The sequence below is a fragment of the Ruegeria sp. C11 genome (assembly GCF_056537725.1).
Genome location: NZ_JBQFSB010000003.1, coordinates 352,769 through 367,936, shown reverse-complemented (window position 1 = coordinate 367,936; position 15,168 = coordinate 352,769). Strand labels below are relative to the sequence as shown.

The 15,168-nt window shown below is 59.0% G+C and carries 14 protein-coding genes; 9 read left to right on the top strand and 5 right to left on the bottom strand.

Annotated features, from left to right (window positions below; all coding sequences use genetic code 11):
* Window positions 1–223: 223 nt before the first annotated feature.
* Both ACR0NA_RS07835 and rpsD read left to right on the top strand, forming a co-directional pair.
* Complete coding sequence (locus ACR0NA_RS07835; protein ID WP_480727668.1) at window positions 224–736, top strand: hypothetical protein; 513 nt, start codon at window positions 224–226, stop codon at window positions 734–736.
* A gap of 217 nt (window positions 737–953) precedes the next feature.
* Complete coding sequence (gene rpsD, locus ACR0NA_RS07830) at window positions 954–1,574, top strand: 30S ribosomal protein S4 (protein ID WP_170651033.1); 621 nt, start codon at window positions 954–956, stop codon at window positions 1,572–1,574.
* A gap of 96 nt (window positions 1,575–1,670) precedes the next feature.
* Here the strand turns inward: rpsD and ACR0NA_RS07825 are convergent, their stop codons facing one another.
* Window positions 1,671–2,132 (bottom strand): Lrp/AsnC family transcriptional regulator, encoded by a 462-nt coding sequence (locus ACR0NA_RS07825; RefSeq protein WP_170651032.1) that lies wholly within the window; start codon window positions 2,130–2,132, stop codon window positions 1,671–1,673.
* A 102-nt stretch (window positions 2,133–2,234) separates the two neighbouring features.
* Between ACR0NA_RS07825 and ACR0NA_RS07820 the strand changes: the two genes are divergently transcribed.
* The 4 genes from ACR0NA_RS07820 to ACR0NA_RS07805 all read left to right on the top strand — a co-directional run bounded on the left by ACR0NA_RS07820 (window position 2,235) and on the right by ACR0NA_RS07805 (window position 6,574).
* Entirely contained in the window at window positions 2,235–3,650 is a 1,416-nt protein-coding gene (locus tag ACR0NA_RS07820; RefSeq protein WP_480727665.1) for an aminotransferase class V-fold PLP-dependent enzyme, read from the top strand.
* Between the two features lie 64 nt (window positions 3,651–3,714).
* Window positions 3,715–4,800 (top strand): histidinol-phosphate transaminase, encoded by a 1,086-nt coding sequence (hisC, locus tag ACR0NA_RS07815; protein WP_480727663.1) that lies wholly within the window; start codon window positions 3,715–3,717, stop codon window positions 4,798–4,800.
* A complete protein-coding gene (locus ACR0NA_RS07810; protein ID WP_480727661.1) occupies window positions 4,797–5,717 on the top strand; it encodes a prephenate/arogenate dehydrogenase family protein in 921 nt (306 codons plus the stop codon). Before hisC ends, ACR0NA_RS07810 begins: the two co-directional genes overlap by 4 nt.
* Entirely contained in the window at window positions 5,714–6,574 is an 861-nt protein-coding gene (locus ACR0NA_RS07805) for an extensin-like domain-containing protein (protein ID WP_480727659.1), read from the top strand. Before ACR0NA_RS07810 ends, ACR0NA_RS07805 begins: the two co-directional genes overlap by 4 nt.
* 2 nt (window positions 6,575–6,576) lie before the next feature.
* Here ACR0NA_RS07805 and ACR0NA_RS07800 read toward each other — a convergent pair whose 3' ends face one another.
* A complete protein-coding gene (locus ACR0NA_RS07800; protein ID WP_480727657.1) occupies window positions 6,577–7,578 on the bottom strand; it encodes a DUF2125 domain-containing protein in 1,002 nt (333 codons plus the stop codon).
* A gap of 67 nt (window positions 7,579–7,645) precedes the next feature.
* Between ACR0NA_RS07800 and ACR0NA_RS07795 the strand changes: the two genes are divergently transcribed.
* From ACR0NA_RS07795 to ACR0NA_RS07785, 3 genes are all read left to right on the top strand, one after another.
* Window positions 7,646–8,176 (top strand): gamma-glutamylcyclotransferase, encoded by a 531-nt coding sequence (locus tag ACR0NA_RS07795; protein WP_170651026.1) that lies wholly within the window; start codon window positions 7,646–7,648, stop codon window positions 8,174–8,176.
* Between the two features lie 69 nt (window positions 8,177–8,245).
* Window positions 8,246–9,427: a biopolymer transporter ExbB gene (locus tag ACR0NA_RS07790; protein WP_480727655.1), complete on the top strand. Its 1,182-nt coding sequence runs from the start codon at window positions 8,246–8,248 to the stop codon at window positions 9,425–9,427.
* A 3-nt stretch (window positions 9,428–9,430) separates the two neighbouring features.
* On the top strand, window positions 9,431–11,173 hold the full coding sequence (locus ACR0NA_RS07785; protein ID WP_480727653.1) for a peptidoglycan -binding protein: 1,743 nt from the start codon (window positions 9,431–9,433) through the stop codon (window positions 11,171–11,173).
* A gap of 21 nt (window positions 11,174–11,194) precedes the next feature.
* Here the strand turns inward: ACR0NA_RS07785 and ACR0NA_RS07780 are convergent, their stop codons facing one another.
* The 3 genes from ACR0NA_RS07780 to gloB form a co-directional block, all read right to left on the bottom strand.
* Complete coding sequence (locus ACR0NA_RS07780; RefSeq protein ID WP_480727651.1) at window positions 11,195–11,803, bottom strand: DJ-1/PfpI family protein; 609 nt, start codon at window positions 11,801–11,803, stop codon at window positions 11,195–11,197.
* Window positions 11,804–11,884: 81 nt separating this feature from the next.
* Entirely contained in the window at window positions 11,885–14,209 is a 2,325-nt protein-coding gene (gene clpA, locus ACR0NA_RS07775) for an ATP-dependent Clp protease ATP-binding subunit ClpA (RefSeq protein WP_170651022.1), read from the bottom strand.
* A gap of 177 nt (window positions 14,210–14,386) precedes the next feature.
* On the bottom strand, window positions 14,387–15,154 hold the full coding sequence (gene gloB, locus ACR0NA_RS07770) for a hydroxyacylglutathione hydrolase (RefSeq protein WP_480727648.1): 768 nt from the start codon (window positions 15,152–15,154) through the stop codon (window positions 14,387–14,389).
* Window positions 15,155–15,168: the final 14 nt, after the last annotated feature.

The following is a 15,168-nucleotide window of genomic DNA, read 5'->3' as shown; positions in this document are numbered from 1 at the left end:
CCTGTTATTGTGCGTCCAAAATCAGCTGGCATCGAAATTCCTAGATGACAATTGGGTTGAGTTTCGGCAAATGAAGTATCACTATAGTTGTTTGAGTATCAATTTGATTTGATACACAAGCAACATGTTCGTGATTTCATCATCTGGTCTCTTTTCTGCCGGATTCGTCGTTATTATTGTCCGCTAAGTAAATGGTGCGGAGTAGTGAAGTGCGGGCAGGCGGATGAGAACCGGGTTAAACGGTCGAGTTGCCATTTCATGGACACAGACGGAAATCGACGGATTGGAGGCAGCGCCTCTGGAGTCTTTGGTTGTTGGTGCAGCATGGGAATGGCGGGGACAGGCCACTGTTTTGATTGAGCAGGAGGAGCTTGGGCGCGAAGAAGCCGGGTTCACTTCCATTGTTTCAGCGCGTTCGACGATGCCCGGTAATGCATCGGTTGCGGACATTCAAAAGAGCAGCCCTTCGCTGATTCTGAGCAATGGCGCACAACGTTACCACGCGTATCTAGTGACGCTGGTGAATGAGACACTGCCGACATTGATTTTCGAATCCGGCCCGCCCCCGCGAGAGCAGGAATTCTGGATCAGCGAAGTGTCGGAACCTCAGCCGTATTCGGTGTCGAATGCGAATGGGGGCGGGGTCGTAACCTACTTGGCCGACAGACGCTTGGTGGTGACTCACGAACCGGAAAGAGAGCCCGAGTACGCACGAGCGTTTGGAACCACGGACTAATTTATCCTCGGGGCTTTGGTGCGCAGCGTCTTGCGCACGCTATTTTTCCTTTCCCGCCTTGCGCCCTGTTGACTCTGACATTCTCGCAGATATAAGCGCGGCTTCATTGGTGTTGGTGGCCCCCGCAAGGGGATGCCTGTCATGGGGGAGACCTCAAGAGGACAACGCCCTTCATAGTGGTCCGTTCGGACCTCGACCAAAACGAAGGAGATCAGCCGTGACCAAACGCACGTCTGCCAAGTACAAAATCGACCGCCGGATGGGCGAAAACATCTGGGGTCGTCCGAAATCCCCGGTCAACCGTCGCGAATACGGCCCCGGCCAGCACGGCCAGCGCCGCAAGGGCAAGCTGTCGGACTTTGGTCTGCAGCTGCGTGCCAAGCAGAAGCTGAAAGGCTACTACGGCGACCTGACCGAAAAGCAGTTCCGCCGCATCTACGCCGAAGCCGAGCGTGTAAAAGGCGACACTGGTGAAAACCTGATCAGCCTGCTGGAGCGCCGCTTGGACGCAGTCGTCTACCGCGCCAAGTTCGTGGCAACTGTTTTTGCCGCACGTCAGTTCGTGAACCACGGCCACGTCAAGGTTAACGGCAAGCGCGTGAACATCCCGTCCTACCGCGTCAAGGAAGGCGACGTTATCGAGGTTCGCGACAAATCCAAGCAACTGGCTGTTGTTCTGGAAGCTGTCGCTCTGGCCGAGCGTGATGTGCCTGACTATATCGACGCTGATCATTCGAAAATGACCGCGACCTTCGTGCGCGCACCGGGTCTGGGCGATGTGCCTTACCCTGTCGTCATGGAGCCGAACCTGGTCGTCGAATTCTACGCGAAGAACTGATCTTCGCCGAACCGGTTTCGAACCAAGGGCCGCGCGTTTCGCGCGGCTCTTTTTTTTGCGGCTATACTGACTTGAGCTGATATCTCCCGAAGGGCTTTAGATCGGCAGGGGTCGTCCTTCGGCTATGGCTTCCATTGCAAAATATGATGTCACGCTGTCCAACTCGACCTTTTCGATCAGCCGTTGATAGACTTTGTCATAGGTTGCCATGTCCTGCGTGACCACTTTTAGCTGATAGTCATAGTCCCCGCCGATGCGGTGAAAATCCACCACCTCCGGAATTGTCAGAACATGACGGCGAAAGGCTTGCAGCCAGTCCGCTGAATGATGACGTGTGCGCAGCATTACAAAGACGACAAGATTTAGTCCAAGTTTCTCGCGCGCGATCCGCGCGGATGACCCTAGCAGCACGCCGTCTTCGTTCAGCGCCTTCAGACGCCGCCAGCATGCATTCTGCGACAGGCCGACCCGTTCGGCCAGATCGCGCTGGGACAATGTGGCGTCCTTTTGCAGCTCACGCAGGATACTCGCGTCAATTTGATCGATTTTTTTGCTCATATTAAAGCATATGACACAAAAATCGAGAAAACTAAACCGATTCAGGGGAAGTTTCCTCGGGTTTCGTCAATCATATTTAAAGAACAGTAAGGAGCCCGTGACATGACCCTTTCCAAGTTTCGCGCAGCGATTGAAACCGCCACTCACGATGACAGTCTGCGTAATGGATTGATTGGTGAGAACATTCTCATCCCCGGTCTGCACGGGGACGTACCGCTTGTGTATGCGGATTACGTTGCTTCGGGCCGCGCATTGCGGCAGGTCGAGGACTTTGTGGCCGGGCATGTGTTGCCGTTTTATGCCAACAGCCACACCGAAGCCTCCTATTGCGGTTCCTACATCACGCGGTTGCGGCGCGAAGCCCGCAATGAAATCGCCCGCATTGTTGGCGCGAGGGGAGACGACGCGGTGATCTTCACCGGGTCGGGCGCCACTGCAGGGCTCAACCGGCTGGTCAGTATACTCGGAGTGGAAGGGGCTGACCGGCCGGTTGTCTTGATCGGACCTTATGAACATCATTCCAACATCCTGCCGTGGCGGGAAAGCAAGGCACAGGTGATCGAAATTCCCGAAGCACCGCAGGGCGGCCCGGATTTGCAGGCGCTTGAGGCAGCGTTGATCGCCAACGCGGATGCCGACCTGTTGATCGGATCGTTTTCGGCAGCATCCAACGTGACTGGGATCATTACCGATCCCGACCCTGTTACCCGGATGCTGAAAAACCATGGCGCGCACGCCGTTTGGGATTATGCGGGGGGTGGCCCGTACCTGCCTATGGATATGGGGCCAGAAGATGCCCGCAAGGATGCCATCGTGGTGTCTCCGCACAAATTTCCCGGTGGTCCGGGGGCGTCAGGTGTTCTTGTCGTCAACCAGAAAGTGGTCAAGCGCCAGTGCCCAAGCTGGCCGGGCGGTGGCACCGTCAGCTTTGTTTCGCCCTGGCGGCACGACTACAGTGACGATCTCGCGACGCGGGAAGAGGCTGGAACCCCAAATGTTATCGGCGATATCCGTGCTGCTCTGGCTTTCATCGTCAAGGACGTTGTGGGCGCGGACGAGATCGCGAAACGAGAGGCGCAGTACAACCGGATGGCGCTGGAAGGCTGGGCGAACAACCCGCACCTGACTTTGCTGGGTACCAATTCGTCGCACAGATTGCCGATCTTTTCCTTCCTAGTGCGGGACAAAGCGGGCCAACCGGTGCACCAGCAGCTGTTTACTCGGATGCTCAGCGACATCTATGGTATACAGGCACGGGGCGGATGTGCCTGTGCAGGTCCATATGCGCACCGCCTTCTTGGCATTGACCGCCCTACGTCCGAGGCTTTGCACGCGGCCCTGTCCGCAGGGGAAGAGCTGAAGAAACCGGGCTGGGTGCGCCTGAACTTTTCCTATCTGATGAGCGAAGAAACCGTTCAGTTCATTATCGACAGCGTCAATGACCTGTCCCGGCGGACCGAGGAATTTGTACCTTTCTATGCCGCTGACCCCGTTACGGCCCGTTTCAAGGCCGCCTGAGGGAATTGCCGCTTTTCTGAACGCGTGCAGATCGTTAATAGGGGCTCATCCAAGGAGCCCCTTCATGAACAAGATTACCCCACAGCCCGGCATTATGGACATCGCCCTTTATCAGGGCGGCAAGTCCCATGTGGAAGGCGTGGCCAATGTCATCAAGCTGAGTTCGAACGAAAACCCCTTTGGCCCCAGCCCCCGCGCGATAGATGCCGTGCGCGAAAGTGCCGCCAATCTACATCGTTACCCTGGCACCGATCACTACAGCCTGCGCGCGGCGATCGGCGAACGCCACGGGCTGGATCCCGACAGGATCGTCTGCGGTGTTGGCAGCGACGAGGTTCTGCAATTCGTGGCGCAGGCCTATACAGGGCCGGGGGATGAGGTGATCTATACCGAGCACGGGTTTTCCATGTATCCGATTATCGCCCGCATGGCCGGGGCAACGCCTGTCATGGTGGCCGAGCGTGACCGCAAGGTCGATGTCGATGCAATCCTCGCAGCAGTTACCGATCAGACTCGAATCGTATTTGTGACAAACCCGGGCAACCCGACCTCGACGATGATTTCCAAAGCGGAACTGGAGCGTCTGGCGGGTGCGTTGCCATCGCAATGCCTGATGGTTCTGGATGGCGCATATGCCGAATTTGTTGATGGCTTTGATGGTGGTGCATCAGTTGTTGATGAATTTGAAAACGTCATCATGACGCGCACGTTTTCCAAGATTTACGGGCTTGGCGGCATGCGGGTCGGTTGGGGCTATGCGCAAAAGGATATCATTGACGTCCTGAATCGGGTCCGCCAGCCCTTTAACCTGTCCTCCACCGCGTTGGACGCCGCCGAAGCGGCAGTGCGCGATGTCGAATATGTTGAATTCTGCCGCTCTGAAAACACCAGATTGCGGGTGTGGCTTTCGGAAAGTCTTGCCGCGATTGGCGTGCCTTCGGATCCGTCCTGCACGAACTTCATCCTTGCCCGCTTTGCCGATCAGGCTGAGGCCGAAGCTTGTGACAACTACCTGCAATCTAAGGGTTTGATCGTGCGCCGCGTTGCGGGCTACAACCTGCCGAACGCGCTGCGTATCACCGTTGGCGACGAAGAGGCCTGCCGCCGTATCGTGGCGGCCATTACCGCGTTCAAAGGGGGCGCCGCATGAGCCAGATTTATGACCGTGTGGCGCTGATCGGGCTGGGCCTGATCGCCTCGTCGATGTTCTGGGCAATCAAACGCGCCGGTCTGGCAGGCGAGGTTACGGGTTATGCCCGATCCGAGGCCACACGCGAAACCGCCCGGCGTATGGGATTGTGCGACCGCGTTTGCGACACCGCCCGCGAGGCGGTCGAAGGGGCCGATCTTGTGGTGCTTTGTGTGCCGGTCGGGGCGATGGGGGCCGTTGCGGCCGACATCTCAACAGCGCTGAAGCCCGGCGCGACGGTTACGGACGTGGGCTCGGTCAAAAGTCACGTTGTCGATGCGGTGCAGCCTCATATTCCTGCCGGGGTTCATTTCGTTCCCGCGCACCCGCTGGCGGGCACCGAACATTCCGGCCCCGAATCCGGTTTTGCCGAATTGTTCGACAATCGCTGGTGTCTGCTTGTGCCGGTCGAGGGCTCTGACGCCCAAGCTGTCGCCAACCTGCGCGCGCTGTGGGAGGGTATGGGAGCCAATGTCGAGGAAATGGAGGTCGAACGCCACGATCTTGTTCTGGCCGTCACCTCTCATGCACCCCACCTGATTGCTTATACCATGGTTGGCGTCGCGGATGATCTGCGCCGGGTGACCGATAGCGAGGTGATCAAGTATTCCGCCGCCGGTTTCCGCGATTTCACCCGCATCGCTGCATCCGATCCCACCATGTGGCGCGACGTTTTTCTGACCAACAAGGATGCAACACTGGAAATTCTGGGCCGCTTCACCGAAGAGCTGTTCGCGTTGCAACGCGCAATAAGAACGGGTGACGGCGAGCTGTTGTTCGAGTATTTCAGCCGCACAAGGGCCATCCGCCGCGGGATCATCGATGCCGGGCAGGACACGGATGCGCCGGATTTTGGCCGGGGGAAAGCCAAGACATGAAAAAGGTCTGGGGAAGTGCGCTGATCGGTTTGGCAACGGTTTGCATGACGGCAAGCTCTGCCGCACCTCCCGAGACCTCCTTGTTTCCCGTTGCGCGGACGCAGCCGGACGCGGCGCTGGTCGCCGCCGCAAGCGCGGTTGCGGTGGACACCGTTGCCGTTGTTGCACAGGCCTCGCGGTTGCGCCCCAGCCTGCGCCCGCAATCGCCTCAGACAATTCTGGCCGCTGCCCGCCCGGCTGACCTGCCTTTTCTGGGGCCAGATGTTTCCCTGCACCCGTATTTGCGACCCAAGTCTCTGGAACAGGAAGTGTTCTTCAAAAAGCGGCGGCTGCGCAAATCTTCGGTTTGCGGGAATGTGGAAATTCAGGGTGAAAAAGTCGGCAACGTCCCCGGGCGCATCAAGGCCTGCGGCATCCAGGATGCGGTCGAGGTCAAATCCGTGTCCGGTGTCCTGCTCAGCCGCCCGTCCATGATGGATTGCGGTACGGCAGAGGCGCTGAACAAATGGGTCGAGCGCACCGTCAAGCCCACCTTTCGCCGGCGCGGTCCGGTGGTGGAGCTGAAGGTGGCCGCGCATTACGCCTGCCGCACACGGAACAACCGCAAGGGCGCCCGGATATCGGAACACGGCAAAGGTCGCGCCATCGACATTTCGGCCTTCAAGATGATGGATGGCGAGGTGCTGACGGTTCAGGAAGGCTGGAAACGCAACCCGTCCCGCAAGCTGCTGCAAAAGGTGTGGCGCGGTGCCTGCGGCCCGTTCGGAACGGTTCTGGGCCCGAATTCAGACGGTTATCACAGGGATCACTTCCATCTGGACACGGCACGCCATCGTGGCGGGCCTTATTGTCGCTAAGCTCAGCGCAGTATCAGGCGAGGGGCAGGGCCAAGGGGCAGGGGCCCCAGCGCCACGAACCCGTCGCGGAAATTCAACTGCAGGTCCAGCGCATTGGGGTTACCGCCAAGCCCGGCCAGCAGTGATAATGCCCGCGTGACCGGATCGACCGCCTGATCAGGCAATGCACCGGCGGCGTTCGCCATCGAAATCATGTCCCGCCAGTTTTCCGCCTTGATCGCAATCTCACCGGTCGGGATGCCTTGCGCATCCACTTCCAGATCACCGGTGGCGAACAGACGCAATTCGCCCCACTTCATCTCGGCCAACCTCAGATCGATGGTCACGGGTTGGGGGCGGCGTTCTTCCAGCCCGGAACGATCCCACGGCTTGTCAAACTCCACGGTCATGTCGAGTTCAAGCGTCTCGAATTTCTGCGGCAGCGAGGTGGCGGTTTGCATCAGGCGGCGCAGGTCATCACCGGGTGTAAACGCATCAATCGTCGCCGAGATCACGTAGGTTTCCGGCATATCGGTCTGCGTCATAATCAGGTTCAGGTTGCTGCCGCCCGCCAACAGCTCGGCCTGATCCGTGATTGTCCACGCGCCCGACGTCAGCGCCATCTTCTCCAGAACCAGTGCGATACCCGGCTGCAACTGCAACTCTGCCTGCATGTCGCTGGCCTCGACGGTGGCGGTCTGATCAAAATAGGACAACCGCTGCGGCGTGTCGGCAAATCGCAGTACCTGTCGGCCGGGCCAGATTGAGGGGCTTTCAAACTCGATCCAGTCCGCGCTCCAGGCGGTGCCGTTCACCGGATCCGCAAGTGCCGGATAGTCCAGCCGGGTAACATGGTGGGTTGGGTAACCCGCTGTTGCAACTTCGGAAAAATCGGCCTGCCATCCCTGTTCCTGCTGCCTGTCGAACCAGTTTGTCAGTGCCGTGCGCAGGCCATATCCGGCAATGAACCAATAGGCGCTCCATGCGACGGCGATAAAAACGATAACTCGTAAAAGACGGCTCATGATGAATGGCCCTTTTTCCTGCCTCGGAATTGATGTTTATAGGCGCAAACGGGCAAGGACCAGTGCAATGACGATGTGGGTATTCGGATATGGATCGCTGCTGTGGAACCCCGGCTTTCCGGTGGCGCGCAGCGAACGCGCAACCCTGCATGGATATGCCCGATCCTTCTGCATGAGCTCGATCCACCACCGCGGCACCGAGGAACATCCGGGCCTTGTGCTGGCGCTGGACGAGCAGGACGGCACTCATTGCAAGGGACTGGCCCTGTCTGTCGAAGCCGGGCATGAGGAACGAACGCTGGATGAGCTGCGCGAGCGTGAGTTGATCTCTTCGGCCTATTTGGAACGCATGCTGGACGTGCATCTGGAAAGCGGCGAGGTGGTGAATGCGGTCACTTATGTGATCGACCCGCACCACGTTCAATATTGCGGCGGCATGCCCCTTGAAGAACAGGCGGGCATTATTGCGACGGCGGTTGGCGGCAGGGGACCCAATACCGAATACCTTTATAATACGGCCGAGCATCTGTCTGAAATCGGATTGCGCGACCCCGATCTTGAGTGGTTGTCAGAACGCGTGCGGAACCTGACCGCATAAACCCTTGGCGTCACCGGTGTAATTTCGATAGGTTTGGCCAAAGAGCAGGCAAAACCAGGAACCGGGCGCATGGCGCAGGCACACCAGGACGCGAGACCGCATTTCTCGCAACCGATCAGGCAAATCGTAATGATGCTGATCGCAATCGGGCTTTCGGGCCTGGGGGTATTCGTCGCGCTTCCCTACGTGCTGCCGGTGTTTCAGGCGAACCCGTATCTGAACGGTTTCATCCTGCTGGTCTTTGTCATCGGTGTGCTGGCCTGTTTCTATCAGGTGACACAGCTTATCGGGTCGGTCCGCTGGATCGAGGCCTTTGTCGGTGGGGTGGAACGGGATGATACCAGACCGCCGCAATTGCTGGCCCCTCTGGCGTCGCTTCTGCGGGCGCGCGGCGCACGGATGCAGATCAGTTCTCATTCAACACGATCAATCCTCGATTCGGTGGCCGAACGTGTCGAGGAAGAGCGTGAGATCACGCGCTATATAACCAATGTTCTGATCTATCTCGGGCTGCTGGGCACGTTCTTTGGCCTTGCCACCACCGTTCCCGCAATCGTCGACACAATCCGCAGCCTGAACCCGCAGGAAGGCGAGGAAGGTCTGGCCGTATTCAACCGGCTGATGACCGGGCTTGAGGCACAACTGCAGGGCATGGGCGTCGCGTTCGGATCATCACTATTGGGTCTTGCCGGATCTCTGATCGTGGGCTTGCTGGAACTGTTTGCCGGGCATGGCCAGAACCGTTTTTACCGCGAGCTTGAGGAATGGTTGTCCACCATCACCCGCGTCGGTTTTTCCTCTGGTGACGAAGGCGGTGCGGAACTGGCGGTTCTGACCCCGGTGCTGGATGCCATGTCGGAACAGATGGATGCGCTGCAGATCATGTTCGCCAACAACGATGCGGATAAGGCGGAGGTCTCGGCTAGACTGAGCGAGTTGATTGAAACGATTGGGCAGATGAATCTTCGTCAATCGGACACCGAAGGCGTCACGGCCGCCTTGGATCGTGTGGCCCTGGGTCAGGATGCCCTGCTGGATCACATGCGTGAGCATGGCGCGGGCGAGGGCGGAATTGACGCCGAAAGCAGGATGCGGTTGCGGTCTATGGATGTGCAACTGCTGCGTATTCTCGAAGAGATTTCCGCGGGCCGTCAGGAAAGCATGATCGAATTTCGTAAAGATATCGAACTGTTGGTCAAGGCACTGTCGCTGCCTCGGGGCGCGGTCCGGACCGCGCCGGAAGGAGAGTAACGGATGGCCCTGTCCCGGCGCACAGGTCAACGTTTTCAAGGCTCGGTCTGGCCCGGATTCGTTGATGCGATGACAGGGCTTCTGATGGTGCTTACTTTTGTCCTGACCATCTTCATGGTGGTCCAGTTTGTGCTGCGCGAAACGATTTCGGGCCAAAAGGACGAACTGACCGCCCTGTCGGACGAGGTCGCTGCGCTGGCCGATGCACTGGGGCTGGAACAACGCGAAAGCAGCCGACTGCAAGCGCGCCTCGGGGCGCTGAGCACGACCCTGACACAGGCCGAGGACGATCTGGCGCAGGCGCAGTCGGTGATCGCGGCGCTGACCTCGGAACGGGATCAGCAGGCTGCTGCGCTGGATCAGGCCAGAACCCGCATCACCGGCTTTGAGGCACAGGTGGCGGCACTACTGGCCGATCAGGAACGCGCGCTGGGGAACATTGCCTCCCTTGAAACCCAACGCGACCAGCTTTTGTCCGAACAGGAGGCGCTGAACCTCGCCCTTGCCCAAAGCCGGGACGAGATCGACGCACAGGCCGAAGCCGCCCGTCTGGCCGCCGCCCGGCGCGAAGCGTTGGAGGCGATGGTGGCCGATCTGGAGCAAAGCGGGGAAACCCGCGCTGCGCAGATAACCGAACTGGAACAGCAACTAAGCGAGGAAGAGGCCGCAAAACTGGCCGAAGCCGCCGCTGCCGAGGCCTTGCGCAACAGGTTGCAGAACGCCGATGCGGAACTGACCGCCATGACCCTTGCACTCGAGGCGCAGCGCAAGGAGGCTGAAGAGACCCTGACCTTGCTGGCCGCCGCGCAGGCCGCGAAGGCAGAACTGGAACGGCAATTCGGCGAGCTCAACACCGAAGAGCTGAAAGCGCAGCTAAGCGCCGCATTGGCCGCGCAATCTGAGGCGGAAACCCAGGCCGCGGGTCAGAAAACTCTGGCCGAGGAACGTGAGGCACTGCTGTCCATCGCCCGCGAAACGATTGCGCAAGAAAAAGAGATATCGGCCAAGGCCCAACGTGAAACCGCGCTGCTGAACCAACAGATTGCCGCTTTGCGGGGCCAGTTGGGATCGTTGCAGGCTCTGCTGGATGACTACGAGGCCCGCAATGAGGCCGCCGAAGTTCAGATTCAGACCCTTGGTCAGAACCTGAATTCGGCTCTGGCGCGCGCGGCATCTGAGGAGCGCAAGCGCCGCCTGCTGGAAGAAGCCGAGCGGAAGAGGCTGGAGGCCGAGGCCATTGAGTTGGCAGGCCAAAATCAGGAACTGGCGGCTCAGGCAGAAGATCTGCAGCGTTACAGGTCCGAATTCTTTGGTCGCCTTCGCGAGGTTCTGGGCGAACAGGAAGGCGTGCGCATCGAAGGCGACCGGTTCGTTTTCTCATCAGAGGTACTGTTTGACCCCGGTTCCGCCGTTCTCTCCCCTGAGGGCCGACTTGAAGTTGCCAAGGTTGCCAACATCCTGCGCAGCGTAGCGGTCGAGATACCCGCCGGGATCAACTGGGTGATCCGGGTTGATGGCCACACGGACAACATTCCGGTTTCAGGCGGGGGCCGCTATCGGGATAATTGGGAACTCAGTCAGGGCCGCGCCCTGTCGGTTGTCCGTTATATGGTCGACGCACTGGGCATTCCACCCAACAGGCTGGCGGCCAACGGGTTCGGAGAATTCCAACCCGTCAACACGGACAACACACCAGAGGCACGCGCGCAAAACCGGCGGATCGAGTTGAAGTTGACCGAGAAATAGGGCTCAAATGCACGCGGCTGGTCAAACCAGCCCGTGGATTTCCGCGAACGGATCGTGAGTCTTGTCCTTGTGCCATGAATATTCGCACCATACGGACACCTTTTCGGCGACCTCTTGGCCATGCATGATCGCTATGGCTCCCAGCGCCATATCCATGCCTGCGGATACACCTGACGAAGTCAGGAATGTCCCGTCCTCGACCCAACGCGCCTGAGGGACCCATTCGACCTCAGGGCCTTGATCGCATACCCACGAGAACGCGGCTTTGTTTGTCGTGGCCCGCCGGTTGTTCAACACACCGGCCTTGGCCAGCAGGGCGCTGCCAGTGCAGACACTCAGGGTAAATTCGGCGTTGTCGGAAGCTCGCGCGATCCAATCCAGCAAACGTGTATTCCCGACCTCCCGACGGGTCCCCGCGCCTCCGGGGACGAACAGGATGTCGTAACCATGTCCGTCGTCAATGGATGTGCCTGCAAAGGCCGACAGCTTTTGGTTGCTTTCAACAGGCCCCGGAGTTTCCGAAACCAGTTCAATGCTGAAATCATCAGTCAGAAGGCCGAACATTTCCATCGGGCCAAATACATCGAGCAATTCGAAGCCCGGGAAAACCAACGCTCCAATCTTACGCATGGATTGCGCCCTTTCTGTATTCGCTCAGAAAAACGCCCGCCTGATAAAGGCGGGCGCTCTTGTCTGTTTTTGGTAATCCGATCAGTCCGCCGTTAGCAATGGCGGCCTGTCGCCCGGAATGCGGCGTTGGTCGGGGCCGAGGATTTCCAGGTCCAGATCGCCATCCTTGACCGAAACGCGGACCACCCCACCTTTGGCCAGCTTGCCGAACAGCAGTTCCTCGGCCAGAGGCTTCTTGATGTTTTCCTGAATTACACGACCCAGCGGGCGGGCGCCCATCTTGTCGTCATATCCCTTGTCGGCCAGCCATTCGGCCGCTTTGGGCGTCAGGTCGATGGTTACACCGCGATCGAGCAATTGCGCCTCAAGCTGCAGTACGAATTTTTCGACAACCTGCAGGATGACTTCTTTCGGCAATGGTGCAAAGGAAATCACCGCGTCCAGGCGGTTGCGGAATTCCGGCGTGAACATGCGTTCGATGGCAGCGGTATCCTCGCCCTCGCGACGGTCGCGGCCAAAGCCGATGGCGGATTTCGCCTGTTCTGCCGCACCTGCGTTCGAGGTCATGATCAGAACAACGTTGCGGAAGTTCACGGTGCGGCCGTTGTGATCGGTCAACTCACCATGGTCCATCACCTGCAACAGGATATTGAACACGTCCGGATGTGCCTTTTCGATCTCGTCCAGCAGCAATACGCAATGCGGATGCTGGTCCACACCGTCGGTCAACAGGCCGCCCTGATCAAACCCGACATAGCCCGGAGGCGCGCCGATCAGGCGGCTGACGGCATGTTTCTCCATGTATTCCGACATGTCAAAACGCAGCAGTTCCACACCCAGCGCATCGGCCAGTTGCTTGGCCACTTCGGTTTTACCCACGCCGGTCGGACCGGCAAACAGGTAGTTGCCGATGGGTTTTTCGGGCTCACGTAGACCGGCGCGCGCCAGTTTGATGGCGCTCGACAGGGCCTCGATGGCCACATCTTGACCAAACACCACCCGTTTCAGTGAAGCCTCAAGATCTTTCAGAACTTCGGCATCGTCCTTGGTGACGTTCTTGGGCGGAATCCGGGCGATCTTGGCGACGACGGCCTCGATCTCTTTCACGCCGATGGTCTTGCGGCGCTTGCTTTCCGCGACCAGATGCTGTGCTGCACCGGCCTCGTCAATCACGTCGATGGCCTTGTCGGGCAGCTTACGATCATTGATGTACCGCGCAGACAATTCCACTGCGGTCTTGATCGCGTCCGCCGTATATTTGATCTCGTGATGCTTTTCGAAATAGGGCTTCAGACCGCGCAGGATTTTGACGCTGTCCTCGACCGAAGGTTCATTCACGTCGATCTTCTGGAACCGGCGGCTCAGCGCGCGGTCCTTTTCAAAGTGCTGGCGGAATTCCTTGTAGGTGGTGGAACCCATTGTACGCAGCTTGCCGCCCTGCAGAGCAGGTTTCAGCAGGTTCGATGCGTCCATCGCACCGCCTGATGTTGCTCCGGCGCCAATCACCGTATGAATCTCGTCGATGAAGAGGACCGCATCCGGATGCTCTTCCAGCTCGGTCACCACGGCCTTGAGCCGTTCTTCAAAGTCGCCGCGATAGCGCGTTCCGGCCAGCAGCGCGCCCATATCCAGCGCATAGATGGTGGTTTCCGACAGAACATCGGGTGCCTCGCCCTGCACGATCTTATAGGCAAGACCTTCGGCGATGGCCGTTTTGCCAACGCCTGGGTCGCCCACCAGCAGCGGGTTGTTCTTGCGACGGCGGCACAATACCTGGATACAGCGCTCCACCTCGTCCGCGCGACCGATCAGCGGATCGACATCACCGGCGCGGGACTTGGCGTTCAGGTCCACGCAATATTTGCCAAGCGCGCTTTCCTTCTGTTCGGATTCGCTGGCTGTGGCCTGTACCTCTTCGTCGTCCTGATCGGCACCGGTTACGGGGCGGCTTTCGCCATAGGCCGAATCCTTGGCAACACCATGCGCGATAAAGTTTACGGCGTCGTACCGCGTCATGTCCTGTTCCTGCAGGAAATAGGCGGCGTTGCTTTCACGCTCCGCAAAGATTGCAACCAGAACATTCGCCCCGGTCACCTCGGTGCGGCCTGAACTTTGCACATGAATGGCCGCACGCTGAATGACGCGCTGGAAGGCGGCGGTTGGCACCGCCTCGGACCCGTCGATATCGGTGACCAGATTTGACAGGTCCTCGTCGATGAATTCGATCAGTGTGCTGCGCAATTCGTCCAGATTGACGCTGCACGCCTTCATGACGCGGACCGCGTCCGGTTCTTCCAAAAGCGCCAGCAGCAGATGCTCCAGCGTTGCGAATTCGTGCCGCCGTTCATTCGCAGCTGCAAGGGCCGCGTGAATGGCTTGTTCCAGTGTGCTCGAGAATGAAGGCACGCGGGTGCTCCTCTGTCTTGGGTCGGAAGGGGGTAACCGAGATGCGGTCAGACCCCCAGCCCAACCATGTCCTCATACTATTAGAGTTTGGTTGATCAGGCCCCGGCTTCAAGGGTTTTCTTGCTCTTGACAGTCACATTTCCTGTGACCGTGGCCGTGAGGAAGGCTTGACAGGGCCTAAAACCGGTCTTTTCGGGCGCGGATTTCGGTGAAAACGGCAGCCGGATCAGCGCCGCTCATGCCCAGATTCGCCTGAATTCCGGGCTCTGTAGCCCGCAAAAACGGGTTTGTCGCCTTTTCAAGTGACAAAAGTGATGGCACCGTGGGCTCTCCGGCGGCACGCGCGCGGGCGATCTGCGCGATCCGCTTCTGCAATTCCGGGTTCTCCGGTTCGATTGTTTCCGCAAATTTGCCGTTCGACTGCGTGTATTCGTGTCCCGAGCAAACCAGCGTGTCGTCCGGCAGGGCCGCCAGTTTACTCAGCGATGCCCACATCTGAGGGCCGGTGCCCTCGAACAGCCGGCCGCAACCGAGTGCCATCAGACTGTCTGCTGTGAACACGACGCTGCTCTCGGGAATATAGAACGCGATGTGTCCGATCGTATGCCCTGACACGTCGATTACCTCGACCGTTTCGCCCCCAACGGTAAAAGTATCGCCTTCGGCAACCTGCAAATCCAGCGCGGGCAACCGGTGCGCATCCGCTGTCGCGCCGACAACTTTTGCTGGGTGTTTTTCCAGAATACCCGCCAGCCCGTCGACGTGATCCCAATGATGGTGCGTCAGCAGCACATGGCTCAGGCGCCAGCCGCGCGCATCAAGTTCGGCCAGAATGGGGCCGGGCTCGGGCGCATCGACCAATGCCGTCTCGCCGGTTTTGGCATCATGCGCAAGAAAAGCGTAGTTATCGCTGAGACATGGGATGGTTACGATCTCAAGAGGCATGGCCTTTTGCCCTT